Here is a 25,599-nt window from a genome sequence, read left to right on the forward strand (position 1 = left end):
AGGCGCCCCGTTGCTGCGGGCAGCAAAATAATACCAATTAACCTTAAGTTTGCGGCGAAGGGCGGCGGGTATTGAGCCTGTTTGTGCACCGGGCTGCGTGCCCAGTGCATATCAATCTGTGTTCTGAAATCTGCCACACAAAGAATCAACAAACGCGGCTATCCCACAAGCCGTTATCGTCGCAATCGGCAGAAGGCTCGTAACCACCGCCTCCTCCGTGGCTTATGGAGGCATCAAAAAACGTTATAGATAAAGTTGCTGCGCTGGAGTTTAGTCTAGCTAATTATAATAGCTGGTTCAGTGCTACAGCGGCATCACCATCGATAATGAGGCCGTTGACGATGCCACTTTTCAGAAGCGCTTTGGCCGCAAGCGCTTTCTCCTGCCCGGCGATGAGCAGCACGACTTGAACCTTCTTCAGTTCGGCAAAGCTGAGAGCGATGGTGCGCTGATTCATCTCGTGCTCGACCTGCTGCCCGTCCTTGTCGTAGAAAATGCCATTGGTGTCACCAATTGCACCGGCGGCACGCAGGCTTTCCAGTTCGGACTTGCTGAGCATGTTCTGGCGGCGCAGCAGTGAGTCCTCCGTCAACTCGCCAGCGCTAATGAAGCAGACGGAGGCTGTGCGGGCAATCTCCAGCGCACGCGCCACAGAACGTTGCGAGATGAGGACTTTTCGATCTTCTGCGGAATCAGCAATGAACGGAACTGGCAGGAAAAAGCCTTGCCCGCCCGTGGACCAGAATGGCCGCTGCGACGAGAGCCTGAGTCGAGAATGCCACGAGAATAAGTACAAAACCTTTGCGCCGTTGATGGGCAGGCAGATCACCTGAACAGGCGGTGGTGACTGCTCCATTCGTTGATCGTTTCCGACCACTCTTTGCAATAGAACGCGTAAGCAAAAGGTGTACCGGCACGCAGAGAAACAAATGGAGGCAAGCGAACAGCAAATAGGTCTGTTGCCAGGTAATCCAGTGCTGAAGCGTTGTTGTGATGGGCCAGAAAATTGTCGAGGCAAAGCCTGCAATCAGTGTCAGATAGGTAATGCTACGCTGGGCAACATTTGGCGCTAATTGCACCAATAATGCAAAAGCTGCTCCATACTGGACGAGATTAGCGGCGATTTCGATGATCGTCAGCGCGCCTGCAAACGCCAAGGCATTTGGAGAAAACGAACACAGTACGAGAGAGATGGCGGCCAGTATCGAGCCTGTCGTCATCATGCGACCTGCGCCGTAACGATCAATCCATTTGCCTAACCAGGGAGCCAGAAAGCCCCCGGCTAGCAGAGCAACCGACAGCGCTCCGAAAATCCATTCGTTGGAAACGGAGAAGTCCCGCGCCATGGATGGCGCGAGAATACTGAAGGAATAATATAAAGTGCCGTAACCGATATTCTGGGTCAGTCCGAGACCGGCAATGGCCGCAATGGGAAACCGTTCAGCGCTCATATTGATTTCAACGAAACACGCTTTTCGAGTTTGACCGCTTCTTCCTGGCGCTCGCTATATCGGTCTGTGAGGTGATCCGAGATGCCCCGTGTCAGAAGTGTAAACTTCATTAGTTCTTCCATCACATCGATCACGCGATCATAGAACGATGAAGGTTTCATCCGTCCAGCGTCGTCAAATTCCTGCCATGCCTTTGCGACGGATGACTGGTTTGGAATGGTGATCATTCGCATCCAACGCCCAAGAATGCGCATCTGATTGACAGCGTTGAAGCTCTGCGATCCCCCTGAAACCTGCATCAATGCCAGAGTTCGGCCCTGCGTCGGACGAATTGCTCCGCCCGGCAAAGGAATCCAGTCGATCTGCGATTTCATGACGGCGCTCATGGCTCCATGACGTTCTGGACTGGTCCAGACTTGCCCTTCTGACCAAAGCATTGCCTCACGCAATTCCTGAACCTTCGGATGCTCTGCCGAACCGTCGTCTGGCAAGGGAAGACCATTGGCATGAAAGAGACGCGTTTCAGCGCCCATCGCATCGAGCAGACGCTGCGCTTCCAGCGTCAGAAACCGACTATAGGAACGATCACGAAGTGAGCCATAGAGCAAAAGGATACGAGGCTTATGCTTTGGAAAGTCGGCGCGTAGTGCATCCAGGTTGGGCAATGCGAAGGAATTCTGATAGAGGTTCGGCAGGTCCATGTCAGCGCGACTTTCTTTCATAGGTGATGACTTCTCCGTCCTCTTTGGTGAATGACGACACCGGGTTTTCCAGAATGTCGAGAACCAGTTCTGACGGACGGCACAGTTTGGTGCCAAGCGGCGCTTCCACGATTGGACGATTGATCAGGATAGGATGCGTCATCATGAAGTTGACCAGTTCGTCATCGGTCCAGTTGGGATCGGACAATCCCAACTCGGCATACGGTGTGCCTTTCTCGCGAAGGAGTTGGCGAGGCGACATCTGCATTGCAGTGAGCAGTTCGACCAGTCGTTCTCGCGATGGCGGATTTTGCACATATTCAATGACGACAGGCTCTTCGCCGCTGGCGCGGATTATCGCCAATGTGTTGCGAGAGGTCCCACAGTTCGGATTGTGATAAATCGTAACAGACATCAGAGTTTTCCTGTTTCGGTGACTGGCTTTTGATTGGCACCGCGTTCGTACCACCCCTTTGAGCGGTTCACGATCCAGACGACCGAGAGCATGACGGGCACTTCAACAAGAACGCCAACCACTGTTGCGAGCGCCGCGCCAGATGAGAAGCCGAATAGGCTGATTGCTGCTGCTACTGCCAGCTCGAAGAAGTTGGATGCGCCAATCAAAGCTGACGGACCAGCAACGCAATGTTGCTCGCCTGAAATTCGATTCAACAGATAGGCGAGGCCAGAGTTGAAATAGACCTGGATGAGGATCGGGACGGCCAGCATCGCAATGATCATGGGCTGTGCGATGATCTGCTCTCCTTGAAATCCGAAGAGCAGAACAAGTGTCGCCAACAGCGCAATCAGGGACAGCGGCTGTAGTGTTCTGAGCATTGCATCGAAAGCTCGTTGTCCACCGCTGGCGAGAATACTTCTGCGCAGGATTTGCGCGATAATCACCGGAATGACGATATAGAGGACAACCGACAGAACGAGCGTGTCCCACGGGACAGTAATTGCCGACAGTCCGAGCAGTAGCCCGACGATAGGGGCAAATGCCACAACCATGATCGCGTCGTTCAAGGCGACCTGGGATAGCGTGAAATGCGGCTCGCCCTTGGTCAAGTTGGACCAGACGAACACCATTGCTGTGCAAGGGGCGGCCGCCAGAATAATCAGACCAGCAATGTAGGAATCGATCTGGTCTGCAGGCAGATAAGGGCGAAACAGCCAGCCGATAAATAGCCAACCGAGAAGTGCCATAGAGAATGGTTTGACGGCCCAATTGATAAAGAGCGTGACGCCAATGCCACGCCAGTGCTCAGTGACCTGTCTCAATGCGTTGAAATCGATCTTCAGCAACATGGGGATGATCATAAGCCAGATGAGAATAGCAACCGGAATATTGACCCTGGCGACTTCAGCAGATCCGATTGCATGGAATACTGTCGGAAAGAAGTGCCCCAGAGCTACGCCAGCGACAATGCAAAGAGCCACCCAGACAGTCAGATATCGTTCGAATATGGACATCAGTTATTCTCCACATTCCAGGTTGCCTTGCTCAAAATTGAACGCACGACGTTACCCGTGCTCAAGCTGAGCACGCTATAAACCCTAGCTGTCATTGTATCAGTCCGTTTGGTGGAAGGCCGAATTCGTCGGTCTCGTGTTATTGTGTAGTCGCTTTCGGTTCGCAACAGGGTGTTAGGCTTTGTATGAGAGGTTCGCAGAGTTCAGCACTACCGCCGCAACAGTCTTTGATCATGAAAAGGGTCAGTTCGCGAAAACGGTCGAGGTCGGCGCGATAGATAATCGAACGGCTCTGACGTTCACCTTTTATAAGTCCAGCGCGAGATAATATCGCCAGATGTGCAGACATCGTATTCTGCGGTACATCCAGCATGCGCGCCAGTTCACCAGCAGGAATACCCGTAGGTTCGTGTTGCACCAACCTCCGGAATGTATCCAGTCGTGTCGGTTGGGCCAGGGCAGCGAAAGCTGTTATTGCTTCTTCATTTTCCATATATCCAGAATAATGGATATAAAGAGACTGTCAATAGGCAAAGCTGTTTCGAAACGTTGTCGCCAGTTCGTAAAATTGTCCGGCTGTCCAGCCCCTAAGCCGCCCGGAGGCGTATTGCGCAGGAGTTGGGGAAGTCACAACAATAGTTGGTACAGCAGTATTCACACATTGGCAGCATTATTGATATGGATAGCCGCGGATCGCTGTTGAGAACCGCAGCTTATATGACCAAGGAAGCATTTTTAGCGACGCAGCCAGTCTGAGTTAACGGCGATGGAACTGCAGCCATATTTGCTTTCTCCTTACATGAAGCGCATGATGCTCAAAACGGCAGTAAGTGAAACGGGTGCTGTCGTTCAGGTTTCAAATACCTGGCCCGCAACAAAGGAGGACAAAATGTCTTCCATCGCGTTGAATTCCAGAAACATCACTATGATTTCGCGACTTCTAAGGGAGGCTCGTAAAACCGGCGACACACAAGATTTGCGCACTGATGCTGCACGTTATCTGACACGTCGATTTCAGGAGGGAACACGTGACGAAGGTCGACTACAGATCGCCCTGACACAATTTATCAAGAAACATCGAAGAATGGCAAATGCCGTCCATCGTTGCGATGACGAAGGCGACGCAGTAAAAAGCGAAACGTAATGGCCCTTTCATTTCCAAACCCCAGCAGAAGTTTCGATGATCTTGAGATGGGCGTGCGATTTGTCGGCTACGATGGAATGACCTCCGTCCCATTTCTAATCGATAAGCCCGCCCTGGAGAATAATGGCGTCATTGCAGCGACGGAATCATCGCTTCTTGCCGCCTTCGACGTCTCACGGAAACTGATCTACGATGCTGCTCGCGAGGTCTATTCACAGGCTCGGCAAACTTCCTATCGCATCACCGTGGAGGACATGAAGTAGCTTTTTATGCAATGATTGACCCGATCTGCCGTCGCAATTCAGCCTCAGTTGCTTTGCTCAAATTTAAAGCGCATGGTGCATGTCTCGACAGCTTTTGAAACGGGCGCTGTCGGTTGCGAGTGCATACTCCAGCCCCAATACAAGGAGGACGAAATGTCTTCCAAAATTATCAAGCCCTACTTTGGACCTACCGACTTTCGAATGATGCGTGAAATACTGCGACGCGCCGGCTATCGGCTTTACGATACCGCAGAAAACCGTGCCGCTCACATATCCGCAGCAAGGCTACTCATTCAGGAATTTCAATCTGGGCACCCACCATCGCGAGCGATGTCGCAGCTTTCTCGGCAACATCCCTGTAAGAATGTGGAAGTATCTCCAGCGGTGATTTGAACCATCACTGGATTGGTCCGGTATGAAAGAATTAGTTAATTCCTCAGAGCCTGAATCATAATGAACGTAACGATATCAGGCTCTTGCGACGCGCCGGGTAAGCAGGCGGATGTTTGCGATGTAGACCCATGCTTCAGCAGACACGATGGTTTTCTCGAAATCTTTAGCCAGTCTGCGGCAACGTCCCAACCATGCAAAGGTCCTCTCGACCACCCATCGGCGTGGTAAGAGTTTGAAGCCCGCAGCGTGATCGGATCGTTTGACGATTTCCAGCGTAAACTTTCCGACCTTTTCCAGCCTGCCTTTGAGCTTGGGTCCTGCGTATCCACCATCAGCAAAGATATGCCGTAACCACGGCCAGCGTTTGAGGATGGTTTTCAAGACATCAGGTGCACCATCTCGGTCCTGAATGCCTGCAGAATGGATCACCAGACCAACCATCAAGCCGAGTGTATCGACCACAATATGACGCTTGCGACCGTTGATCTTTTTTCCCGCGTCAAAGCCCCGTATTCCGCCACTTTCCGTGGTTTTTACTGACTGGCTATCGATCACGCCAGCGGTAGGGCTGGGCTGCTTTCCAGTCAACTCGCGTGCTGCCATCACGAGCGCGTTGTTGATCATGCGCAGCATCCCTTCATCTCGCCATCGATAGAAATATTTTTGAACCGTGGAAAATGGTGGGAAGTCCGTTGGCAAAAGCCGCCATGCACCACCTGATGAAGCAATATAAAGCAGCGCATTTACCACCTCACGCAAATCTGTCTTGCGAGGCCGCCCAAGACGGCTCGGTGCAGGCATCATCGGTTCGATGACAGTCCATTCCGCATCCGTTAAATCGCTTGCATAGCGCGCGTTGCGTCGTCCATATTGTTGCCGAGCGGTTGCAGTCCAGGTCATCATGATCTCCATCGAATGTAAGCAATCCGATTGAATCATAACCGACTGAAATCGCTCAATCCTTTTTGGAACAGGCTCTCAAAAACAGGAAGTTTTCAAAATGCCCCGTGGTCAGAAAAGAAGTAACCGAGAAATAAGAGAGCCAAAGAAAGATAAGGTCAAGGAGAAAACTGCGTCAACAGATGTCGTTTCAGGTCGCTTTCCTACTCCTGCCAATGACTTGATCAAAACCAAACGGCATTAGTTATAGCTGTGTCTCCCACTTTTCTTGGTGAGGAGACACAGCCCCTATCGGGGGTACAATCATGCCAACGTCTACATTTAGTTCAATAGGCAATTTGTATTGCGAAGGAAAGAACCTCGGTTCTGTTAGCTACAGTATTTCCATACTCACGGAAGGCGAGAAGACGTTTACAAAGGGCGTCTTGTGGGCAAGCATGGACATACTCCGGCAGGCCTATCTAGGAGATCTTGTTCAATTATCATCGGAAAAAGGCAACGGTTTGCTGAACGTGGATGTAAAGAACGTCGGAATACATGGAAACTCTGACTTCATTATAGTTGGAAAGCAGACGTTTTAGGATATCGCATACCAGTACTTAATAGACGTAGGAACCGAGCACCCACGCGACCAATCCGATGTCGATGCATATGATGAGAAATGCGATCAGATACACGCTCAATTTACGATCCAAAGATTTTTGGGCTGACATTCTATCCTCGCCAGATTGATCACGTGTCATTGAAACGATGCCAGCCCGGTAAGTTCCTCGTGAAACAGGCCTCTCGATCCCCACTCGAAGTCGCCGTATTAAGCCCGACGTCACGAAACGCGGATTATCAGCCATGGGCCAACCTCAATCGGAGCCGCTTTCGAGGAGGCCATCGCAAGACCAAGGATTTTGCAGTGACTTGCGGGGCCGTATAGCCCCCCTCATTCTCCCAGGCTTCCAGTTCTCTTTGATTAGATTGTGATAGCCGTTGGGCGCGAATTGCCAAAAGCATGTCCAGCATCTGCACAGGATTATGGCTTCCGTCGCTGAAAATTTCACAAAGGTGTTTGGCGGCTTCCATGCGAGTCTCTGGCTTTTCGCAACCCTCCAGCGAATATCCGGAACGTTGCAGGAAAGCACGTAGCGAAGGGAAATCTTCTGGGCCAAAGTAGGATAGACGTGAAGCGGAAGACATCGCATGTCCCCTTCATTTTGGGGCAGGAGATTGTTCTCTCCCAACGACAGCGCCCGTTTCAATTGCTGTGCATAATAAACAGTGCGCCTTTTCGAATTAAAGCGCAAGCAGACATGTAATATTTATTTATTTAAAAATAATCGGCTTAGAATTTTTATCAGATAATCATGAGACGGAGAAAATCAACGCGTTGCATTATACTTTTGCATCTTCTCAATTTCATGAATGAATTTTTCCGCATACTGCGCTGTATTAACGTAGTTCAGCTCATTGGAGCCAAGAATATGATGATGCGTGAATACTGCTTTAAGTCGATCCAGAAATTTGGGTTCGGTCTCGGCTAGATGCCCGATGAGAACCTGAAGTATCTGCTCATGTGCAAGAACCTTTCGTTCTAGAGCTGTGGTGTCATTAGCCATTGCGTTTGCTCCTCGGTAAAGAATGACGTGGCGACCTGGTACGTGAGAAACCGCCGCAAGAACGCCGGAGAATATTCGCAAGCTGCGACCAATCTTTAGATGGAGAAGTCATTTGTTCATGAGCATTTCTGAGATCGCTTCTGCTGGCCGTCGTGTCCTCATCATGCCGTGGACGTACAGAAACAGTTTCCAAATTAATGCTATGGGTAAGTTGTTTATTCATTATAGCCTCCTCGTTCGGTTTCCCGGCCACATTAAAGCGCCTTGGCGAGTTCGTTGCCGCACGCAGTAGCGAGCGCGGTATTGGGTTGCTGTGCTCCCAACGGTGTCGCCCACCCTGTCTTCTCGATAAAGGTACCGCGGGAGTAAGCTGGTGCGGCCTTAAAGTCAGCCAGTATGTTTACAACGGCCGGATCGTTTTTCGATTTTTCAAGACAGTAAGGCGTTAGAGCGAGTGCTACCCCGTCGGTCATGTTGGATGCAATCAGGCGCTCAGAAGTGCCTTGTGTTACCCACCCACCTACGGAGAACCCGACAGCAATTGCCGCAATGGCACCAACCGATGCGCCGCCGAGTGCGGGCTTTAACCAATCAAACTTGTTCATGATGGTATCCGATCTTCAGTGATCGAACGCACATAATTATGCGTTGGATTTTGATTATAGCACCAATGTAATCAACTTTTGCGAGAATTCTATATAAATTTTAATTTTAAGTTGTCTTGCGGCGCCGAGTTGAATTTTTGTGCTTACATAATTTTTCCGAACCGAGAAAACTCCCACTGCTAGTGCACCACCTTTTCCAAGCGTGGCCTTACTGGTTGCGAGATTTCACGGGCTTTTGCAGAATACAGTGTGCTCGTTATTGGAACATAGCCACCACCCGTTTGTTGTGCTGAAAATGATAAAGACATTGGGCACATGACAGATCTTAAAAAACCATACCATTCGTCGAGACAGTTTGCTGCGGGCGTGAGACTTTGTGATCTCCCGTCGCAAGTTATAGCAGAGGCGTTGAAAGACGGTTTGAGAGTGAGGTTCTCCAACAATAATGCAGACACGTTTTCGCAGCTTTTGGCGCGCCTCGACGCTGCAGAGAAAAAATATCGCGAGTGAGCCGTCGCTTGATTTTCTCGATTCTAAAAATAAAATTTGTTTGCCAATGACATATGACTTCCAGCCTCGCACGTTTTCGCTACGGGGTTCTTTTTACCGCGCCAAGATCACGTTTTAATAAAAAGAAAGTCAAGACCTTGTAAAAATGCTTGGTTAGCGCTAGATGATACGCATCGAATTTGTTATCGAACGACGTGGCTGAAATTTAAAGCCCTTCTTTTTCTCTCAAATCGTAAAACTCGCAGCGAATTAATTTTCGTTATTATTTAACCGTTCGATTTGAAGGATATTCAATATGACCAACGGAACAGTAAAATTCTTTAATGGCACAAAAGGCTTTGGATTTATTCAACCTGATGATGGCTCTCCGGATGTATTCGTTCATGTTTCGGCTGTTGAGCGTGCAGGTTTGCATGCACTCAATGAAGGCCAGAAAGTAAGCTTCGAACTCGTAGCGGATCGCCGCTCGGGCAAGAAGGCTGCCGATAATCTTCAGGCTATTTGATTGGAGCAATGATATTGTCTCGGGTCTTTGACCACGGATGTACTGGCATTGCTCGTTGAGACAATTGGAAGGTCGGGTCTGCCCGACCTTTTTTATTTGGTCCTTTTTTTCTGACCCGAATGCGGATCCAACAGCCGGAGGGACAGTATAAGATGGGCGAGCCTACCAAAGAAACGATCTTCAAGCAGCCTCGCACACGTATGGAAACAAAAAACGCTGTGACCGACAAGACTGCCAAGGGCATTCTGGAAAACGAAAGAGCAGCAGTTAACGCAAAAACCGCCCGGCTCCGAGCTGCACGTTTGGAGCGCGAGCGCACCAAATTTTCAAAAGAGTAGGATAGAAATTGCAGGTACTCGTTAGAGATAACAATGTCGACCAGGCACTCCGTGTACTGAAAAAGAAATTGCAGCGCGAAGGTGTCTTTCGTGAAATCAGAGAACGTCGCGCTTATGAGAAGCCGTCAGAAAAACGCATCCGCGAGAAAGACGAAGCCATCCGTCGCGCTCGCAAAGATGCAAAAAAGAGAGCGCAACGCGAGGGCCTTTTGCCAAAGCCGAAACGAAAGGCCGCGCCGATGCGGCCACGAAATGCGGCGGCCCCAATTCTTAATAGCCACTGAGTTGCTTTGTTGACTCTCAATTAGCGCGCAATATTAACCCCTTATCGGGGTCCAATCTTCACCCCATTGTAGACGATTAGCGCTTGGCCGGCCCGGCGCTGGCCGGGGTTGCAGAGGGTAGGCCAAGCGCGGGTGATGTGTATCTTCGCTATAGCTTTGAGAGCGGTTTTTGAAGCGCCAGGACTCATTTCCGGTTTCCACGATCTCGCAGTGATGGGTCAGGCGGTCGAGAAGTGCTGTTGTCATCTTGGCGTCACTGAACACCGACGGCCATTCACCGAATGCCAGGTTCGTCGACGATGATCGAGGTACGCTCGTAGAGCCTGCTGATGAGGTGGAACAGGAACTGACCTCCGGCCTGCGCGAACGGCAGATAGCCAAGTTCGCCGAAGATGATAAAGTCGAGGCGTGTGAGATAATCGGCTATTCGACCCTGCTTGCCGTTGCGCGTTTCCGTTTCAAGTCGATCGACCAGATCAACGACGTTGAACAAGCGGTCGCGGGCGCTGTTGCGTATGAGTGCCCGAGCAATCGCGATAGCTAGATGGCTCTTGTCCGGTCCCGTGCCGCCGACGAGAGCAACGTTGCGCTGATCGGCAACGAAGGTGCCGGTGGCCAGTTCCCGCACCAGGATTTCATTGACGGGCGTGTCGGCGAAGTCGATGTCTTTTGCCAATGGCAGCTTGGCAATTCTGAGCTGGTAGCGAATGGACCGGGCCTGTTTCTCGTCGATCCAATTGCAGGAGGTCGCCTACGACGCGCGATGGTTCGTGCTGCCTCCTGATGCCATTGCCCATGACCTCGTCGTAGGCGCTGCGTATTCTGTAGAGCTTCAGCGTGCTCATCAATTCTAGAACTTGCGTGCGTTCCATCAACTTATCCTCCTGAGCCTGTCGTAACGGGCGCAGTCGGCGACCGGCTCATTGGCGAAGCGCATTCAGGATTTGCAAGATCGCAACGGGCAGAACCCATGCGCGGAACGGAGCGCCGTTGCGCAGAGAAGTTGCCTGGCGGGTCTCTTCTCAACATAATGGAGCGATTGGCAGCCAGCCATAAACGTCTTCCAACTCTTTCGGCTTCGCGAAATAGGGAAATACACTATCCGAGAACGGAGTTGATGGCTGCTGCAATAGCAGCATCGCTAACGGGCTTGCGCACGATGGTTATGTCACAAAGCTTTTCGGGAATGAGCACCCTGTCGCTATAACCTGTGGTGAACAGAAAAGGAATCTTCAGTCTGAGAAGTAATTCGGCGATATTCTCCGAAGTACGGTCCCCCAGATTAAAATCAAGGATCACTAGATTGGGTTTCGATCTTTCAATAATCTCAAATGCCTCTGGAGCGTTAGAGGCAAGATTAATATCTTCCGCACCAAATCTCCGCAACGTGTTTTCCATATCAAGAGCGATCAGGCTCTGGTCTTCGACAACCAAAATCTTCATTCCGTTCATATGAACTTTCTCAACAACTCCTTTTTGAAGATCTGGCGTAATTAACTCATCGGTCAATTTCGTCACATATAAGGATGGAACAGAAAACTGTGCCCGAAGTCCATCCCGGTGGTATTCGATCTTGGCTTTTCCGCGGAGGTCGTACTCAAAAGAATTTCGAATTAGCTTGCTACCGAATCCGGTCTGTGAGGGCCAAGTAACGGATGGCCCTTCGGTCTCGCTCCAGAAAATCTCGCAGTCGCCGGAGGCTTGCTGTTTCCACCTGATAGTCAGGCGTCCTTGTGGAATTGAAAGCGCGCCATACTTCGCCGCATTTGTTATCATCTCGTGAAAGACCATGGCGATAACGCTGAATGCGCGTTGATCGAGATGAACCGGTGGACCTTCCAGAGTTATGCGACCAGGGGCATCACCATAAAGGTTGACCTCGGTTTTGAGCAAATCTGCTAGCGAACCGCCGTTTTTGCCGTCCAAAGACAGGTCGTGTGCCGATGCGAGCGCACGTAATCGTCCTTCAAGCGTTTGAGCGTAATCAGCAACATTTGTCGCGTTAGCTCCCGTCTGAAGCGCGATTGACTTCACCAGAGAAAGAATATTTTTCACACGATGATTGAGTTCGGCGTTTAACACCTGGCGTCGCTGTTCGGTTTTCGCTCTTTCCTGTTCAGACAACTCATTTTGCCGGAGTATAACGTCACGCAAATAGGTGCCAATCGACTGAGCTACCGAAAGGTCTGTTGCTGTCCAGGGCGTTGAACGCCCGCGAACTTCTTCCCGCCAGGTATCAAAGCTGCCTCTCGGCGTTAATCTGGGGCCGAAAGGCGTTTCAACGGTGGTTTTCACCGGCTCGCCCGCCCACTCGATAGCGTGCGCCTCTTCGTTGCGGAACAAAACAAGATAATCATTGAACGCCATCGAAAGTGGTATTGCCAGCAGGCCTGCAACGCTTCCGGCATAATCGGCCAAGTGGGCCCTGATTTCCTGACTTGCCCAAAGCTCGCGTCGTGATTGACGGCTTGCGGTTTCGAGCACTTGGCGAGTTTGATGTTCGTTGAGTACGTCGCCACTTTGAAGCCATTGCCCATTCATCCATAATGCAGCTCCGTTGCCGCCAACCAATTCGGAAAACCGGCTGAGTTGTGCCCCCAGACTCTCGCGAATTTCGTCACTGATGCTTAATTGGGATACGATCGCGTCGAGCTTTTCTCGTGCGTCCGCGGTGAGTTGCAATGTTTTGCGTCTTTCACAATCGGCAATATGTAACGAAAAATACTGCCCGAACAGTTCAGCGCCTATGCGTAGGGGAAGAGGGGTGACTTTAGGGCTGTCGTGATGACAAGATATCAGGCCCCATAATGCTCCATCAACGACAATCGAAATCGACAACGAAGCGGAGACACCCATATTCTGCAGGTACTGGCAATGGATCGGGGAAACACTACGCAACTGTGCAAAGGACATGTCGACAGCGGGTTCGTCTGCCGCCAGTGAGGGACAAAGTGCGATCGGCTGATAGGACGTGTCGGAAATCATCCTTATTGTATTGATAAGATAAAGACGCCGGGCTTGAACCGGTATATCCGACGCCGGAAAATGTTGTCCCATAAAGCTGCAAAGCATGGGAGACTTTGCCTCTGCGATGACGCGACCGGCTCCATTATGGAGAAATCGATAAACCATCACGCGGTCGTAACCCAGCATTGCTCTTACAAGGCGCACGCCCGTTGCTGCAGCTTTGTCTACCGTTTCCTCGCGACCAATGCGATGAATGACGCTGCGTGTGAGATCAAGCGCCTGACGGGCACTTTGCCCACGATCCGCGCAGGGCTCTATTTCGACGAATGTTCTTCCCTTGTGTGTATGGATCACAGCGTCAAAGAGCAGGGATTTGCCTGGAAAGCGCAGGCCAAGTACGACAGATGACAAGCCCGGCTCTCTCGCTTTTGCGGCTGCATTACGGAAATCATGGGCATTTTTCTCGCCAACAATCAAAGAAATGGCGATGCCAGGGATCAAATCCCCTCTATAGCCCGTTATGCATGGAATATTGGCAGAAGCAAAAAGGAGATTTTGGCCAGACTGATCCATAACCAGCATTGCGCCGTGCGGTTGGATCGAACCTGGAATGTGGATTGGTTCGCGGTCACAATTAGTGAGATTGACAGGTTCGGACACATCCATTGCGGCAGAACTTTCCCGGACTTAACCGTTCGTGAGCGCACCTTTTCCAGGATTGCTAAATTATCTGAGAGCTGAAAACGGCAAGACGTTGTGACCGCTGACAAACGAAAACATCCATTGAGATTGTATTATTAATGATGGAGCACACAAACAAACACGTCTTTTCAATGGGTTACGTTAAGTACGTCTAAAAGTAACATAGACCGAAAGGATCGTCCGTCCACTATTGGACACAACGGTCGCGAAAAGAGGAACTCGACTGTATGAATTTAACATCGACCCACGAGATGTCGGGCAATTTGCTTCTGATGATGCTCAATGAGGAGGACCGACAAAAGCTGCTGCCGCATACGGTCTTCTACGAACTTGAAGCGGAGGCTGTTTTGCAGAAGGCGGGAGATGACGTTGTTCACACATGGTTTCCGTGCGGGGCAGCGCTCGCGAGTTTTCAGCGCTGGGTCGATGAAGACAATAGCGCCGTCGAAATCGCGCTGATAGGAAGGGAAGGGGCTGTGGGGGGGATTGTGTCGAACGGAAGTCTGCCCGCCTATGCCACTGCCATCGTTCGTAACTCGGGAAGTTTTGTCAGGATCAAAACGGCCGCACTCGAACAGTTGAAGCTGGATTCCATTTCGCTTCGGCACTGGTTTTCCCGCTATTCTGATTGCCTGATGGCTCAGGTATTTCAAACGGCTGCGTGTAACGCGACCCATACCATAACCCAGCGAACTGCCAAATGGCTGCTAGCAGCAGCAGAACGAACCGGCACAGATCAATTTGAGATGACGCACGATCAGTTGTCAGAAATGCTGGGAGTTGGCAGGACTTTTGTAACGCGCATTATTGGTCAATTGCGTAACGAGGGCATTATTGCCACCAGACGCGGATTGTTCATCATAAATGATAAAAGCGCTTTGAAGCGCAAATCCTGCAGATGTACGCAGGAAATCGAGGAGCATTACGACGCCGTAATGCACGGAATTTATTCATGACGTTTTCCTCGTTCACTGCTTGAACTGCTCACCATCTAGAAAGCCTATCTGGCAATGTCGGCAAAACGATATTACGTAGTCTTCACGAGCCTAACGAACGATGGAAATTTTTTCTAATGACCCAACACACTGTCCCGCAACGCCGTTGGGATTTGAAAGCCGCTACCGCGCCCCACCACGACCGAATTGACAGACTTGGTTCGTTATATGGCATGTTCGATTCATTGAATGCCTACAGGAAATATCTAAAGGCCACCTGGCACAGCAGATTGATTCTGGAAACATTGCTGGATGAAAGTGAACTGAAAAGAATATTCTCAGATTGGGATAAACATAAAATTCAATCTGACCTTCAACAGGATTACGCGGACCTGTCCGACGGGGAAGAACTGAAGAGACCGGAATTGAAGTTCCCCGTTGGAACGCGTGTTGATTTGCCTGCCGCGATTGGCACGCTATACGTGCTCGAAGGTTCCGCATTGGGGGCGACATTTCTCATCCAAAAGACTCGATTGCTTGGTCTTGGCGACGAGTATGGTGCGCGTCATTTAGCAAAACAGGTCGGAAATTTAGCTGGATGGAAGAAGACCGTTTCTTTGCTGGAATCCGTACCGCTCGACAAACAGGATGAAAAGCGGTGCATCGAGGCGGCGATTTACAGCTTTCGTACGTTTGAGATCAATTACGAGAAAGCATTTGGTGAGCCATAAGATCGCGAGTAAAATAAGAGCTTGTTCAGCTGTTATGAATTCACTTAGCTAATGCATGATTTATTGCTAAAAAGTCAGAGTTCGAGAGTGCTGCTTGCGATGACGCCCTACATTTGAAATCTGGTGTGATCCAGATTAAATCTGTTTGCGTATAATGCTGATGAACACAAAAGTTTCATTCCTCTCGCAACAGTGGCACATGGAAGCTCAGCATAATTTACAGGTTCTGGCTTCGCTACTTCTGAGCGGATGGGGTTTAATACGGATGAATGGACAGACCGCACCTGAAGACCAGCCCTCAATGGAGGAATTGATGCTGGCGGTCAGTTCCCGACGCGATGTGGACGCTTTCGAGGTGATTTTCAAGCATTTCGCACCCCGGGTGAAGGCTTATATGGCCAAACTGTCTGCTGATACGCAAACAGCGGAAGAATTAATGCAAGAGACTATGATTGCGGTCTGGAACAAGGCAGATCAGTTCGATGTTGCCAAAGGAGCCTTGTCCACCTGGATTTTCACCATTGCACGAAACCAACGCATCGATGCAGTGCGACGCGCCCGGCGCCCGGAGTTCGACCCAACCGATCCGGCCTTTGTGCCCGATGAGGAACAGCCCGCTGACCTGAGGATTGCCGAGCGGCAATCCGCCAGCCAGTTGCGCGCTGCAATGGCCGACTTGCCGAAGGAGCAATCCGCCTTGCTTGAACTCGCTTATTTCGAGGAACGCACGCATAGCGCCATCGCAAAGAAGCTGAACCTCCCGCTTGGTACGGTTAAATCCCGCCTGCGGCTGGCATTCAACAAATTGCGCGCAGCGCTCGATAATTCGGGAGCGCATTGATGGATATCAAGCATCATTTGAGCGACGAACTCCTTTCAGGCTATGCTGCGGGCACGTTGGCCGAGGGTTGGAGCATCGCAGTCGCCACGCATCTTGCGCTCTGCCCGGCCTGCCGTTCAAGGTTCAAGCAGTTTGAACAGATTGGCGGTCAGCTTCTTGACGCGGTTGAGCCGCAGAAACTCGAAGCATCCACATGGGATAGTTTCAAAGACAGGTTGCAGAAGACACCGCAATCAAGGGAACCTTCTGCACCGCGCTTCGAGATAAAGCAGCCTGCCGTGATACCGGAACCACTGCGATCCTACGTCGATGGCGATTTGCCGGACCTGAAATGGAAATCTCTTGGCCGGGGTGCCTATCAGGTGCCAATTGAAACTCGAGACAGCGAAACGCAGGTTCGACTTTTGCGAATTCCCGCAGGAAAGCCGGTGCCAGAACATGGGCATGGCGGTCGCGAACTGACATTGGTGTTGAGCGGCAGTTTCCATGATGGAACCGGGCTCTTTGCGCGCGGTGACATTGAGGAAGCGGACGCTGATCTCGTGCATCAGCCGATTGCCTCGTCGGATGGCGACTGCATCTGTCTTGCGGTGACCGACGCACCGCTAAAGTTCCAGAGTTGGCTTATGCGGCTTGTGCAGCCATTGATTGGCATCTAAAGAAAAGGCGGCATGATTGCCGCGTATTTGATTAGTTCAACACGACAATTGCCGTGTTCAAGGCTGTCGCCAGCGATAGCCATATGAGGTAAGGCACGAATAGCAGTGCCGAGATGCGATCCGGTTGCCATGCGCGAATGATAAACAAAAGCACACAAAGCCAGACGCCGATGATTACGACAAGCCCCAGCACGGTCATGTGAGCGCCGAAGAAAATAGGCGTCCAGACGAAGTTCAATACCATCTGACCAAACCACGGTCCGCGCCGCCGCCAACCACGATCGTTTATCCATGTGCGCCAGCCTGCAGTGGCAATGAAGATATAAAGTATCGTCCAGATGGGGCCAAAGGCAGCGTTAGGCGGGGTAAACCAAGGTTTTTGAAGCGCTGCATACCATTCGCCCGGCGGAAAACCCATACCGATTGCCATTCCTACAACAATGATGACCAGGACGAAGGCGGCCAGAAGACCCCATTTTTGCATATTCTTACTCCAATCTAGCCGCTGATCCGCGACGTAACCCAATAGCCAACATAGGCTGACGCGGTAGACAGGACAGTGCCCCAGACCATGTCTGCGATTGTCAGGGTCCATGACCAGTTTTTCAAAGTGGCCTGATTGGTCAGATCATAAGTCGCATAAGCGACAAATCCGAGAAGCGCCCCGTGAACGAGTGTGACTGTACCACTACCGGCCAGAAGTCCGGGCTTGACCGCGAAGAAAACCAGTCCAAACACGAAAATCACATAGAAAACGACAGCTGGTGCGAGACGAAAACCCGGCGCAAGCATGTCACCCATGACAGGGCGGTAAAACACGTTCGCCATATTGGACAACCAAAAGGAGTCGATTGCCAGAAATGCAACCGCTGTGACCACATAGGCTATGAGATAATCTTTCATCGATAGCTCGCTCTCTTACTTGATGCGGGTCCAGCCCACATTGCGACACAGGAGGCCAGCCAGAACGCAGCCATTGGTCGTCATAGTGTCGCCGTCAACTTTCACGCTGATCTTGTAGGTCAGGTTGCGTTGCGGATCGAAAGCCGTACCTGAATATTGCCCGTCCGCAGTTTCGTTGATGCTCATCACCAGCCGGTCGCCGGTTTTCTCTTTTGGTGTTCCGGGCTTGATCCAGGTGTTGGTCGCGCAGATATCCTTGCCGCATCCCGCAACTCTCACCCGCGCGTTGCCATCTCCGCGCGCCCAGTTACCGTTGATCTCAGCCGGCTGCGCCGAGAAGGGAAACAATACCATCATCATGCCGACCGTCAGTATCCATTTCATCGACGCTTCCTTCATTAGTAGGTGTGGAGTCTAAGCGTGTTCAATCGTGTAGAGCCCAACATTGATTGCACCTTCCTCGAACCCACCTTCGCAATAGCAAAGGTAGTATTCCCAAAGTCGCCGGAATTTATCGTCAAATCCAAGCTTCTCGATTTCAGGCCAGTTGGCGATAAAGCGCTGACGCCATTCGGCAAGCGTAAGCGCATAGGAACGGCCGAAATGCTCGGTCTCCTTTAAAACCAGACCGGCCTTTGCAAGGTCGCGTTCAAGCACTTTATCCGACGGCAGAAAGCCTCCCGGAAAGATGAATTTCTGGATGAAATCGGCCTTGCGACGATAGTTTTCGTAGCGTGTTTCTTCTATCGAAATGACTTGCAGGACGGCTCGACCGCCGGGCTTGAGACAACGCTTCAGGGTTGCGAAATATTCAGGCCAATAGGCTTCGCCAACGGCTTCAAACATTTCGATTGATACAATGCGGTCGAACTGGCCCTGAATATCGCGGTAATCTTGCAAGCGAAGGTCAACGGCTTCGCTGAGCCCGACGTTTTCAACTGCGGCTTTTGCCCAGGTGAGCTGCGACGGCGACAGGGTTATTCCTGTCACATGGGCATTACGACAGTTTGCGAGATAGCCAGCTAAGGCACCCCAGCCACAACCGATCTCCAGAATTCTTTCGCCGCCCTCAAGCGCCAGTTTTTCAGAAATATACTGCAACTTCTGCTCCTGGGCACTTTCAAGGCTATGGGTCGTCTCAGTCCAGATCGCTGATGAATAAAGCATCGAGTGGTCGAGCCACCGGGCATAGAAATCATTGCCGAGATCGTAGTGGGCTTCGATGTTGCGCCGGCTGCCGCGACGCGTGTTTGCATTGAGCAGATGGCCGATACGGTTCAGCGCTCGCGTCCAACCAGATCCGCGTAATGTGGATATAAGCGTATCGCGATTGCGCGCCGCAAAACGGATGACCGATGTGAGATGGGGCGATGTCCATTCGCCTTCGATATAGGCTTGGGCAAAGCCGATATCCCCGCCCGTCAGCAGGCGACGCAGGCTGTTCCATTTAACAATTGCAATTTTGGCTTCCGGTCCGGGCAATCGACCGTTAACGGCAATGACCTCACCGTCGGGCAGCGAAAGCACCAATCGCCCATGCTGAACCTGCTTCAGCAGGCGTTTCAACACGATAGCCGAGGGGCTGAAAGCCGGTCGTTCAGTCCGGGTTGATGCCGATAGTTGATGATATTCGTCGAGCTGGCTCATGCGGCCTTGTTCCTCTGCTGGGCGGTCTCGTTACGAACAGATGTAATGGAAATCTCAGGCGCTGCGGGTCGTTTGCGTAAACCGATGCCCTTCAACCATATTTTCAGCGCTTCCCAGTGAATGCCGCCAATCACTTTCAAGGTGAGAAACGGAATCGAAAAAAACGCACGCAACAAGGTGGCGTCGCTTAGCTCAACCCGGCGCGCCAGATGGCGGGCCGTCAAAAGCAGGCCTTCATCATCAAAACTGTTGATGCGGATGGAAAGCTGGTCTGCGGGAGGCGTGACTTCAAACTCATATCGCAGCTTCATATCCATGAAGGGCGAGACGTAAAAAGCCTTGTCGCAGCTTTGTACGATGCGTCCGTTATCGCAGTTCTGGACCGGGATCATATAGCCGTGGCGCTGGCGGAAAGTGTTATCAACCTCCCAGAGGACCGCCACAAGCTCACCGCCACAATTATAGCAGAAGAAAACACTGAGCGGGTTAAAAGCCCAGCCCGCAATACGCGGCATTGTGAGCAGGCGGATCGCACCACCATCAGGTACTATTCCGGCTGCCTCCATGGCGCGTTCCACTTGCTTGCGTAGCGGCTGGGCGGATCCGTCGCCTCTGTCTTTCCTGTAGAAAGAAAACAGATTGAAACGGTCGAGCGAAAACAGCTTCAGTTTGCAATCAAGCGCTTCCAGCTCATCAAGGTCGAGCAGGAGCGAGTAGATTTTATAGGCCAGCTTATGAACCTTCGGTCGTAAACGCGCATGGGTCACATGGCCGGGAAACAGTGCGGACTGGAAGTTCTCGGTCATGCCAGCGCCCTTTCCCAAATAGGGAAACTCTGGCGAACGATGCGCCCGCTTTCGTGCTCGACCTGCCATGGACGGCGCAGGCCGCCCAGATCTTCTGCCACGGCAAGACCTGCCTGAAGGCCGTCCTCATGAAAGCCGGAGCCGAAATGCGCGCCGCAAAACCATGTCCTGCGCTGCCCCTGCAAGGACCAGATTTCTTTCTGCGCACGATCTGTTGCCATGTCGAAAATCGGGTGTTCATAGATAACGCGACGGATCACCAGTTCCTCGCGTGGTGCACGACAAGGATTGAGCGTCACAAAAGTCTCGGGCGCTTGGCCCAGCGGTTGCAGACGGTTCATCCAGTAAGTGATGGATGGCTGCGCCTGGCCAGTTGCTGCATTGGTTAGGTAATTCCAGCTCGACCACGTCGCACGGCGTTTGGGCATCAGCGAAATATCGTTGTGCAGCACCGCTTCATTTCGTGAATATTGAAACGCGCCGAGAATGCGGCTTTCATCCGCGCCCGGATCGGCCAACATCCGCAAAGCCTCATCGGCATGTGTGGCAATCACAACATCGTCGAACACATGGGAAATACCGTTTCCGTCGATCAACTCGACGGAATGTTCGGCGCGTTGCACGGATTTGATCGGCGTTGAGAGCCTGATCCGGTCTGCATAGGGCTTTGTGATCCGCCTTACATATTCCCGACTACCGCCAGTTACCGTACGCCAGATTGGCCTGTCACGAAGAGCTAGAAGGCCGTGATTGCAACAGAAGCGGACGAAGCTTGCAGCCGGATATTGCCCCACTTCCATGGCAGGGGTAGACCAGATCGCTGCCGCCATCGGATAAAGATGATCTTCACGAAAAGCCCGGCCATAACCATTGCGTGCAAGATAATTATCAAGCGAAACATCGCCCATGAACCTCAGGTCTTTGGGCGCATTGCGATAAAATCGTAAGAGATCGCGGATCATCGACCAGAAGCGTGGACTGACCAGATTGGAGAACTGGGCAAAGAGGCCTAGGCCGGTACCGCCGGAATATTCGTAAGCGCCATTTCCGATTGAAACAGCAAACGACATGTTCGACGCGGCTGTTGGAACGTCAAGCGCGCGAAACAGGGCAGTCAGATTGGGATAGGTCACTTCATTATAGACAATGAACCCGGTATCGACGGCCACAGGACCATGACTGCTCTCAAATTCGACGGTGTTGCTATGACCGCCAATACGGTCCGATGATTCAAACAAAGTCACATCATGCCGTTGCGACAGTAGCCATGCAGCAGATAATCCAGAAATCCCGCTGCCGATGATCGCGACGCTGAGACGTTTGGAGCTACCCGGACGGTTCGTGATATCCATAGTCCCTCTCTTCACCGCGCGTTGAGCTGCGTATGTGCTACATTTTCGTCGTTTTACGTTTTGAGAAGAAGTTTGGTTCAATCCGCGACGAAACTTTTTTATTTTTTTGAGCCGCTTAAGAAACCAAGCAGACAAACAGAACGTATTGCATGAGGAAAAGCGAACTCCCAATAAAGGTCCGCCATGCAACCCGGTCTGCTCTTAGTTGTTGCCATCAGCCTGTCTGCCATCATGGCATTTGCCTGGGCGCTTGAACGAAAGACCGGCAAAAGCGGCTGGATCGACGCTATCTGGTCGTTTTCAGTGGGGGTGGGCTCAGTCATAGCCATTATTCTTGCAGATGCGACATGGCAACGGCGCTTAGCTATAATGATCCTCATTCTGGTGTGGTCGCTGCGTCTTGGCTTTCATATCGCCAAGCGTAGCATGCGCCATGGCGAAGACCCGCGTTATGCAAAGCTGCTAAAAGAATGGGGCGAAAACGCTTCCGTTCGCTTATATTGGTTTTTGCAGATACAGGCTCTCGCAGCCTTCATTTTGGTTCTGGCTGTCTATCTCGCTGTGGTTGGTCGCCCCGGTTTTCCATATGTCTGGGATATGGTCGGGGTTGCAATCATCGCCATAGCGTTGATTGGTGAAGCGCTGTCTGATGCGCAGCTTGCGCAGTTTCGCATGACTCCAGAAGCCAAAACAGAAATTTGCGAAACCGGTCTTTGGGCTTATTCCAGACATCCCAACTATTTCTTTGAATGGCTGTTCTGGTGCGCGTGGCCGTTGATGGCAATTACCGGATCGCCATGGAGTTGCCTGTCGCTTCTTGCTCCGATCCAGATGTATTGGCTGCTGGTGCATGTCTCCGGCATCCCTGCGCTTGAAGAACATATGCTGAAATCGCGGGGTGAAAAATTCCGTGCTCTGCAAGGCCAGGTCAACGCGTTTTTCCCTGGTCCCCGAAAAACCCCGGGAAGATTACAGCGTTCGTCATGAATATGGTGAGATTTTTGCGTCTGAAAACATGTCCTGCAACCGTTTAATGAAGGATCAATGAATGAATGCCAAAGCGCTTGTATGGTTGCGCAACGATCTGCGCCTTGCTGACAATCCTGCCCTTCATGCCGCATTCAAGCTGGGTGGCGCGATCACGGTCCTTTTTGTGCATGAGTCCAATCCGCAATTGCGTGTCCCGGGCGCTGCCGTCCGTTGGTGGCTGGAACAGAGCCTGGACTTGCTGGCAAAAAGTCTCAATGAACGAAATATAGAGTTGATTGTTGCCGACGGCGAAGCGCTCAATATCATCGAACAATTAATTGAGGAAAACAGCTTTGATACCGTTTTCTGGAACCGTCGTTATGCTCCTCAAGAGCGAGAAGTCGATGCAATCATCAAATCCAGCTTTAAGGACAAAGGACTGCGCGTGGAGTCTTTTGCAGGCAATCTGCTGGTGGAACCCTGGGAGATCAAATCAGGCAACGGCGGATCTTATCAAGTTTTTACACCATATGCCAAATCACTGCGCCAGCATGGTGTGAGCAGACCACTACCCTCGCCAGACCGAAGAGTCGAGACGACGACCGTCAAACACAAGCCCAAGCAGAAAAACTACAAAGAGGCTGTCTGGTCCAGAAAGATGAGCGGTCTTTGGAAGATCGGCGAAACGGCTGCCATTGACCAACTTTATCATTTCTTTGATACAACTATTCGCGATTATGCCGGAGATCGTGATCGTCCGGACGTTGAAGGTACATCAAAACTATCGCCCCATCTCCGTTTTGGCGAAATCAGTCCACGACAAGCATGGCATGCTACACTGTCACTCATGCATCATGATCAAAGCACTCACGCTGGCGGTGAAAAATTTCTTTCTGAGCTGATCTGGCGCGATTTCCATTATCATCAGCTCTATTATCGTCCTGATATTGCCGAAAACGACATGCGCGACACATTGGCTGATATCCGCTGGCTCAACAATCCGGAGGCGATTGATGCCTGGAAGACAGGCAAGACCGGTATCCCACTGATTGACGCTGGTATGCGTCAGCTCTGGGCGACAGGCTGGATGCACAACCGTGTAAGAATGCTGGTGGCATCGGTTTTAAGCAAGAATATGCAGATCGACTGGCGTGAGGGCGAGAAATGGTTCTGGGATACGTTGGTGGACGCGGATATAGCCAGCAACCCGGGGAGTTGGCAGTGGGTCGCTGGCTGTGGTATGGATGCGGCACCTTACTTCCGTGTGTTCAATCCGGTTTTGCAGGGCGACAAATTTGACATGTATGGCGTCTACGTACGCAAATGGGTTCCAGAGATCGCCGCAATCCCGGATCGCTGGATCCACAAGCCATTTGCGGCGCCAGAGCAGATTTTGCGAGAAGCTGGGGTTGTTTTGGGGCAAACCTACCCGCTTCCCGTATTTACGGCACCCAAAGCTAACTAGCGCATTAACCCCTGCGCGAGCTTGACTATATATTGAACTGGATAACCAGTTCTTGCGTTGTTGCTGAAGGCCGCCGCGGCTACGAAGAGCCTTGCCTCGCTGTCAGAACATGATTCGATCGTTTATGCGATCATAAGACCTATCGGCTCTGCTTATCTCGGCTGGCTTGGGCTGGTCATCTTCTTTGAGTAGAACAAGACGAACGATCATTGCGGCAACCCGCAATCAAAGACGTTTCGAGATAGCACTATTGTTGAGGTTCTCAATCCCAGGATTGATCTATCTTTTTGTGACCTTTCTGCCCCAATTTGTACAACCGACTGCCAAAGCCCCGCTTTTGGCTCCAGTTTAGTTTTGGGTGTTGTGGTGAGACTTGCGGCACTATTATGATTAGATTGGGTGCGGCACTTGTGAGTCGTCACTATGAACGAAAGCAGTTCGCCGGTGCCAAGCGGGAAATTTCCTGACTGGTTATCAATGTTGTCACTCAGTTGAATAACTGAACCGTAGAGTTCAAAACCCGTGAAATGCCATATCGAGCGCGGATACGATATCGTCATGTGAAGCAGAAAGGTTTGTGACTCGTTCCTTTAATACCGACACCGGAATTGCCGACATAAACTGTGTAACCAAAACATGTTCCTCGCCTTCAATTTCGAAGCTCGGATTGAGCCGCTTCGCCGGGATGGGGGCCAGCGCTTTAATAATTAGAGGGATGACGATACGTGTTTTCAGCTCATCCAGTAGATCAGCCTGTACATCGAGCACATAGCCGCCACTCGGATTGGAGTAAACGTCATATCTCGCCATTAGAATTGACGATAACGTTCAAGAGGTAAGCCGTTTGCTTCGACGTAAGCATTAGAACTTTGTATCGCTGGACGATTATCGTCTTTCCAAAGTGCTGACTTGGCAGCAGCTATCGCCTGCGCAATTCCAATCTCGGCTGCACGCGAAATATTTATTTTATGTTGGCGCGCTTCAGAAAGAAGCTCATTATCGATTGAAAGATTGGTCGCGCGTTTGAATGTCCGGGCAGACTCCGGTCGTGGCATAACACATGCTCCTCTGGTTGATTATTATATGCGCATATTTATGTGCATTCAACTGGAATCTGTATGTAACTCAGCGCTTCTTTATTGGAACGCGATCCGGGCAGGAGCGAGATACGCGAAACTCTGACTGGCAATCAGCGCATCTACCAATGGCAGGGGGCAGCGGTTCATACCCTTTCAAAGCGTACCAGCCTTTTCGCCGATGGAGGGGGACCACTACCAAGAATTTTGACTGGCAATCTGGAATTGGAGCTAAGTCCTTTACAAGGAACTGGTCGAGCTTGTTAATGACTCTTGCTCTAAATCAGAATGGTGCCAACCAATTTACCCCGTGTACCTATGCTGCTTTAAGTTCGGTTAGTGGGAAAGAATCGTTGGCACTGCTGAATGAGC

The 25,599-nt window shown here is 51.3% G+C and carries 30 protein-coding genes and 1 pseudogene; 12 read left to right on the forward strand and 19 right to left on the reverse strand.

Annotated features, from left to right (window positions below):
• Window positions 1–283: 283 nt before the first annotated feature.
• The 6 genes from HWD97_RS19265 to HWD97_RS19290 all read right to left on the reverse strand — a co-directional run bounded on the left by HWD97_RS19265 (window position 284) and on the right by HWD97_RS19290 (window position 4,118).
• Window positions 284–796: a sugar-binding domain-containing protein gene (locus HWD97_RS19265; RefSeq protein WP_319080276.1), complete on the reverse strand. Its 513-nt coding sequence runs from the start codon at window positions 794–796 to the stop codon at window positions 284–286.
• Complete coding sequence (locus HWD97_RS19270) at window positions 693–1,451, reverse strand: MFS transporter (RefSeq protein ID WP_342210476.1); 759 nt, start codon at window positions 1,449–1,451, stop codon at window positions 693–695. Before HWD97_RS19270 ends, HWD97_RS19265 begins: the two co-directional genes overlap by 104 nt.
• On the reverse strand, window positions 1,448–2,173 hold the full coding sequence (gene arsH, locus HWD97_RS19275; protein WP_109365766.1) for an arsenical resistance protein ArsH: 726 nt from the start codon (window positions 2,171–2,173) through the stop codon (window positions 1,448–1,450). Before arsH ends, HWD97_RS19270 begins: the two co-directional genes overlap by 4 nt.
• Window positions 2,154–2,567 (reverse strand): arsenate reductase (glutaredoxin), encoded by a 414-nt coding sequence (arsC, locus tag HWD97_RS19280; RefSeq protein ID WP_100651581.1) that lies wholly within the window; start codon window positions 2,565–2,567, stop codon window positions 2,154–2,156. Before arsC ends, arsH begins: the two co-directional genes overlap by 20 nt.
• Window positions 2,567–3,625: an ACR3 family arsenite efflux transporter gene (gene arsB / locus HWD97_RS19285; protein ID WP_109365767.1), complete on the reverse strand. Its 1,059-nt coding sequence runs from the start codon at window positions 3,623–3,625 to the stop codon at window positions 2,567–2,569. Before arsB ends, arsC begins: the two co-directional genes overlap by 1 nt.
• Before the next feature lie 139 nt (window positions 3,626–3,764).
• The gene (locus HWD97_RS19290; RefSeq protein ID WP_109365768.1) at window positions 3,765–4,118 is read right to left on the reverse strand and encodes a helix-turn-helix transcriptional regulator; all 354 of its coding nucleotides are present in this window, start codon (window positions 4,116–4,118) and stop codon (window positions 3,765–3,767) included.
• Between the two features lie 273 nt (window positions 4,119–4,391).
• Between HWD97_RS19290 and HWD97_RS19295 the strand changes: the two genes are divergently transcribed.
• From HWD97_RS19295 to HWD97_RS19305, 3 genes are all read left to right on the forward strand, one after another.
• A complete protein-coding gene (locus tag HWD97_RS19295; RefSeq protein WP_109365769.1) occupies window positions 4,392–4,769 on the forward strand; it encodes a hypothetical protein in 378 nt (125 codons plus the stop codon).
• Window positions 4,769–5,032: a DUF1488 domain-containing protein gene (locus tag HWD97_RS19300; RefSeq protein WP_109365770.1), complete on the forward strand. Its 264-nt coding sequence runs from the start codon at window positions 4,769–4,771 to the stop codon at window positions 5,030–5,032. Before HWD97_RS19295 ends, HWD97_RS19300 begins: the two co-directional genes overlap by 1 nt.
• A 153-nt stretch (window positions 5,033–5,185) precedes the next feature.
• Window positions 5,186–5,425 carry a hypothetical protein gene (locus HWD97_RS19305; protein WP_124916094.1) on the forward strand — a complete coding sequence of 80 codons (240 nt, stop codon included), beginning with the start codon at window positions 5,186–5,188 and terminating at the stop codon, window positions 5,423–5,425.
• A 75-nt stretch (window positions 5,426–5,500) separates the two neighbouring features.
• Here the strand turns inward: HWD97_RS19305 and HWD97_RS19310 are convergent, their stop codons facing one another.
• The 3 genes from HWD97_RS19310 to HWD97_RS19320 all read right to left on the reverse strand — a co-directional run bounded on the left by HWD97_RS19310 (window position 5,501) and on the right by HWD97_RS19320 (window position 8,537).
• Window positions 5,501–6,325: an IS5 family transposase gene (locus HWD97_RS19310; RefSeq protein WP_371835467.1), complete on the reverse strand. Its 825-nt coding sequence runs from the start codon at window positions 6,323–6,325 to the stop codon at window positions 5,501–5,503.
• 1,370 nt (window positions 6,326–7,695) lie between these two features.
• Window positions 7,696–7,932 (reverse strand): hypothetical protein, encoded by a 237-nt coding sequence (locus HWD97_RS19315; protein ID WP_109365772.1) that lies wholly within the window; start codon window positions 7,930–7,932, stop codon window positions 7,696–7,698.
• A 254-nt stretch (window positions 7,933–8,186) separates the two neighbouring features.
• Window positions 8,187–8,537, reverse strand: a complete 351-nt coding sequence (locus HWD97_RS19320; protein WP_319080278.1) for a hypothetical protein — start codon at window positions 8,535–8,537, stop codon at window positions 8,187–8,189.
• Between the two features lie 805 nt (window positions 8,538–9,342).
• On the opposite strand from HWD97_RS19320, the gene HWD97_RS19325 reads away from it, so the two are divergent.
• The 3 genes from HWD97_RS19325 (at window position 9,343) to rpsU (ending at window position 10,174) form a co-directional block, all read left to right on the forward strand.
• Entirely contained in the window at window positions 9,343–9,552 is a 210-nt protein-coding gene (locus HWD97_RS19325; RefSeq protein WP_109365776.1) for a cold-shock protein, read from the forward strand.
• Window positions 9,553–9,704: 152 nt separating this feature from the next.
• Window positions 9,705–9,890, forward strand: coding sequence for a hypothetical protein (locus HWD97_RS19330; protein ID WP_109365777.1), 186 nt, complete (start codon window positions 9,705–9,707; stop codon window positions 9,888–9,890).
• Window positions 9,891–9,898: 8 nt separating this feature from the next.
• Complete coding sequence (gene rpsU / locus HWD97_RS19335; protein ID WP_121539629.1) at window positions 9,899–10,174, forward strand: 30S ribosomal protein S21; 276 nt, start codon at window positions 9,899–9,901, stop codon at window positions 10,172–10,174.
• A gap of 159 nt (window positions 10,175–10,333) precedes the next feature.
• On the opposite strand, the pseudogene istB reads toward rpsU, so the two are convergent.
• Window positions 10,334–11,046 (reverse strand): annotated as a pseudogene (gene istB, locus HWD97_RS19340) (IS21-like element helper ATPase IstB); the annotation flags it as partial.
• A gap of 226 nt (window positions 11,047–11,272) precedes the next feature.
• Entirely contained in the window at window positions 11,273–13,807 is a 2,535-nt protein-coding gene (locus tag HWD97_RS19345) for an HWE histidine kinase domain-containing protein (protein ID WP_109365779.1), read from the reverse strand.
• A 263-nt stretch (window positions 13,808–14,070) separates the two neighbouring features.
• Here HWD97_RS19345 and HWD97_RS19350 point away from each other — a divergent pair, with 263 nt between their 5' ends.
• From HWD97_RS19350 to HWD97_RS19365, 4 genes are all read left to right on the forward strand, one after another.
• Window positions 14,071–14,799, forward strand: a complete 729-nt coding sequence (locus HWD97_RS19350) for a Crp/Fnr family transcriptional regulator (RefSeq protein ID WP_109365780.1) — start codon at window positions 14,071–14,073, stop codon at window positions 14,797–14,799.
• Between the two features lie 116 nt (window positions 14,800–14,915).
• Window positions 14,916–15,509 (forward strand): biliverdin-producing heme oxygenase, encoded by a 594-nt coding sequence (locus tag HWD97_RS19355; protein WP_109365781.1) that lies wholly within the window; start codon window positions 14,916–14,918, stop codon window positions 15,507–15,509.
• Window positions 15,510–15,810: 301 nt separating this feature from the next.
• Window positions 15,811–16,350 (forward strand): sigma-70 family RNA polymerase sigma factor, encoded by a 540-nt coding sequence (locus HWD97_RS19360; RefSeq protein WP_109365782.1) that lies wholly within the window; start codon window positions 15,811–15,813, stop codon window positions 16,348–16,350.
• Window positions 16,350–17,009: a ChrR family anti-sigma-E factor gene (locus HWD97_RS19365; RefSeq protein ID WP_109365783.1), complete on the forward strand. Its 660-nt coding sequence runs from the start codon at window positions 16,350–16,352 to the stop codon at window positions 17,007–17,009. Before HWD97_RS19360 ends, HWD97_RS19365 begins: the two co-directional genes overlap by 1 nt.
• A gap of 31 nt (window positions 17,010–17,040) precedes the next feature.
• Here the strand turns inward: HWD97_RS19365 and HWD97_RS19370 are convergent, their stop codons facing one another.
• From HWD97_RS19370 to HWD97_RS19395, 6 genes are read right to left on the reverse strand one after another with little or no spacing between them, the layout of a single operon-like run.
• Window positions 17,041–17,493, reverse strand: a complete 453-nt coding sequence (locus tag HWD97_RS19370) for a TspO/MBR family protein (protein ID WP_109365784.1) — start codon at window positions 17,491–17,493, stop codon at window positions 17,041–17,043.
• A gap of 14 nt (window positions 17,494–17,507) precedes the next feature.
• Complete coding sequence (locus HWD97_RS19375) at window positions 17,508–17,912, reverse strand: DUF2177 family protein (protein WP_109365785.1); 405 nt, start codon at window positions 17,910–17,912, stop codon at window positions 17,508–17,510.
• 15 nt (window positions 17,913–17,927) lie between these two features.
• On the reverse strand, window positions 17,928–18,296 hold the full coding sequence (locus tag HWD97_RS19380; protein WP_109365786.1) for a DUF2147 domain-containing protein: 369 nt from the start codon (window positions 18,294–18,296) through the stop codon (window positions 17,928–17,930).
• A gap of 30 nt (window positions 18,297–18,326) precedes the next feature.
• Window positions 18,327–19,559, reverse strand: a complete 1,233-nt coding sequence (locus HWD97_RS19385) for a cyclopropane-fatty-acyl-phospholipid synthase family protein (protein WP_109365787.1) — start codon at window positions 19,557–19,559, stop codon at window positions 18,327–18,329.
• Window positions 19,556–20,365: a DUF1365 domain-containing protein gene (locus HWD97_RS19390; RefSeq protein WP_109365788.1), complete on the reverse strand. Its 810-nt coding sequence runs from the start codon at window positions 20,363–20,365 to the stop codon at window positions 19,556–19,558. Before HWD97_RS19390 ends, HWD97_RS19385 begins: the two co-directional genes overlap by 4 nt.
• Window positions 20,362–21,717: an NAD(P)/FAD-dependent oxidoreductase gene (locus tag HWD97_RS19395; protein ID WP_109365789.1), complete on the reverse strand. Its 1,356-nt coding sequence runs from the start codon at window positions 21,715–21,717 to the stop codon at window positions 20,362–20,364. The genes HWD97_RS19390 and HWD97_RS19395 overlap by 4 nt, the downstream gene beginning before the upstream one ends.
• A gap of 183 nt (window positions 21,718–21,900) precedes the next feature.
• On the opposite strand from HWD97_RS19395, the gene HWD97_RS19400 reads away from it, so the two are divergent.
• A complete protein-coding gene (locus HWD97_RS19400) occupies window positions 21,901–22,704 on the forward strand; it encodes a DUF1295 domain-containing protein (RefSeq protein WP_371835459.1) in 804 nt (267 codons plus the stop codon).
• Window positions 22,705–22,765: 61 nt separating this feature from the next.
• On the forward strand, window positions 22,766–24,151 hold the full coding sequence (locus HWD97_RS19405; RefSeq protein WP_371835460.1) for a deoxyribodipyrimidine photo-lyase: 1,386 nt from the start codon (window positions 22,766–22,768) through the stop codon (window positions 24,149–24,151).
• A 513-nt stretch (window positions 24,152–24,664) separates the two neighbouring features.
• Here the strand turns inward: HWD97_RS19405 and HWD97_RS19410 are convergent.
• Both HWD97_RS19410 and HWD97_RS19415 read right to left on the reverse strand, forming a co-directional pair.
• Window positions 24,665–24,961, reverse strand: coding sequence for a CcdB family protein (locus HWD97_RS19410; RefSeq protein WP_171318171.1), 297 nt, complete (start codon window positions 24,959–24,961; stop codon window positions 24,665–24,667).
• A complete protein-coding gene (locus HWD97_RS19415; RefSeq protein ID WP_371835461.1) occupies window positions 24,961–25,206 on the reverse strand; it encodes a type II toxin-antitoxin system CcdA family antitoxin in 246 nt (81 codons plus the stop codon). Before HWD97_RS19415 ends, HWD97_RS19410 begins: the two co-directional genes overlap by 1 nt.
• Window positions 25,207–25,599: the final 393 nt, after the last annotated feature.

It is taken from the genome of Ochrobactrum sp. C6C9 (assembly GCF_022627935.1).
Classification (GTDB): Bacteria; Pseudomonadota; Alphaproteobacteria; order Rhizobiales; family Rhizobiaceae; genus Brucella; species Brucella teleogrylli.

Coding starts and splice junctions, on each gene's coding strand:
- HWD97_RS19355 (WP_109365781.1), top strand. CDS start 14,916: ATGACCCAACACACTGTCCCGCAACGCCGTTGGGATTTGAAAGCCGCT.
- HWD97_RS19380 (WP_109365786.1), bottom strand. CDS start 18,296: ATGAAATGGATACTGACGGTCGGCATGATGATGGTATTGTTTCCCTTC.
- HWD97_RS19305 (WP_124916094.1), top strand. CDS start 5,186: ATGTCTTCCAAAATTATCAAGCCCTACTTTGGACCTACCGACTTTCGA.
- HWD97_RS19350 (WP_109365780.1), top strand. CDS start 14,071: ATGAATTTAACATCGACCCACGAGATGTCGGGCAATTTGCTTCTGATG.
- HWD97_RS19410 (WP_171318171.1), bottom strand. CDS start 24,961: ATGGCGAGATATGACGTTTACTCCAATCCGAGTGGCGGCTATGTGCTC.
- HWD97_RS19370 (WP_109365784.1), bottom strand. CDS start 17,493: ATGCAAAAATGGGGTCTTCTGGCCGCCTTCGTCCTGGTCATCATTGTT.
- HWD97_RS19295 (WP_109365769.1), top strand. CDS start 4,392: ATGGAACTGCAGCCATATTTGCTTTCTCCTTACATGAAGCGCATGATG.
- HWD97_RS19315 (WP_109365772.1), bottom strand. CDS start 7,932: ATGGCTAATGACACCACAGCTCTAGAACGAAAGGTTCTTGCACATGAG.
- HWD97_RS19290 (WP_109365768.1), bottom strand. CDS start 4,118: ATGGAAAATGAAGAAGCAATAACAGCTTTCGCTGCCCTGGCCCAACCG.
- HWD97_RS19405 (WP_371835460.1), top strand. CDS start 22,766: ATGAATGCCAAAGCGCTTGTATGGTTGCGCAACGATCTGCGCCTTGCT.
- arsH (WP_109365766.1), bottom strand. CDS start 2,173: ATGAAAGAAAGTCGCGCTGACATGGACCTGCCGAACCTCTATCAGAAT.
- HWD97_RS19325 (WP_109365776.1), top strand. CDS start 9,343: ATGACCAACGGAACAGTAAAATTCTTTAATGGCACAAAAGGCTTTGGA.
- HWD97_RS19390 (WP_109365788.1), bottom strand. CDS start 20,365: ATGACCGAGAACTTCCAGTCCGCACTGTTTCCCGGCCATGTGACCCAT.
- HWD97_RS19365 (WP_109365783.1), top strand. CDS start 16,350: ATGGATATCAAGCATCATTTGAGCGACGAACTCCTTTCAGGCTATGCT.
- HWD97_RS19270 (WP_342210476.1), bottom strand. CDS start 1,451: ATGAGCGCTGAACGGTTTCCCATTGCGGCCATTGCCGGTCTCGGACTG.
- HWD97_RS19395 (WP_109365789.1), bottom strand. CDS start 21,717: ATGGATATCACGAACCGTCCGGGTAGCTCCAAACGTCTCAGCGTCGCG.
- HWD97_RS19400 (WP_371835459.1), top strand. CDS start 21,901: ATGCAACCCGGTCTGCTCTTAGTTGTTGCCATCAGCCTGTCTGCCATC.
- HWD97_RS19330 (WP_109365777.1), top strand. CDS start 9,705: ATGGGCGAGCCTACCAAAGAAACGATCTTCAAGCAGCCTCGCACACGT.
- HWD97_RS19360 (WP_109365782.1), top strand. CDS start 15,811: ATGGAGGAATTGATGCTGGCGGTCAGTTCCCGACGCGATGTGGACGCT.
- HWD97_RS19375 (WP_109365785.1), bottom strand. CDS start 17,912: ATGAAAGATTATCTCATAGCCTATGTGGTCACAGCGGTTGCATTTCTG.
- arsB (WP_109365767.1), bottom strand. CDS start 3,625: ATGTCCATATTCGAACGATATCTGACTGTCTGGGTGGCTCTTTGCATT.
- HWD97_RS19345 (WP_109365779.1), bottom strand. CDS start 13,807: ATGGATGTGTCCGAACCTGTCAATCTCACTAATTGTGACCGCGAACCA.
- HWD97_RS19385 (WP_109365787.1), bottom strand. CDS start 19,559: ATGAGCCAGCTCGACGAATATCATCAACTATCGGCATCAACCCGGACT.
- HWD97_RS19310 (WP_371835467.1), bottom strand. CDS start 6,325: ATGACCTGGACTGCAACCGCTCGGCAACAATATGGACGACGCAACGCG.
- HWD97_RS19320 (WP_319080278.1), bottom strand. CDS start 8,537: ATGAACAAGTTTGATTGGTTAAAGCCCGCACTCGGCGGCGCATCGGTT.
- arsC (WP_100651581.1), bottom strand. CDS start 2,567: ATGTCTGTTACGATTTATCACAATCCGAACTGTGGGACCTCTCGCAAC.
- HWD97_RS19300 (WP_109365770.1), top strand. CDS start 4,769: ATGGCCCTTTCATTTCCAAACCCCAGCAGAAGTTTCGATGATCTTGAG.
- HWD97_RS19415 (WP_371835461.1), bottom strand. CDS start 25,206: ATGCCACGACCGGAGTCTGCCCGGACATTCAAACGCGCGACCAATCTT.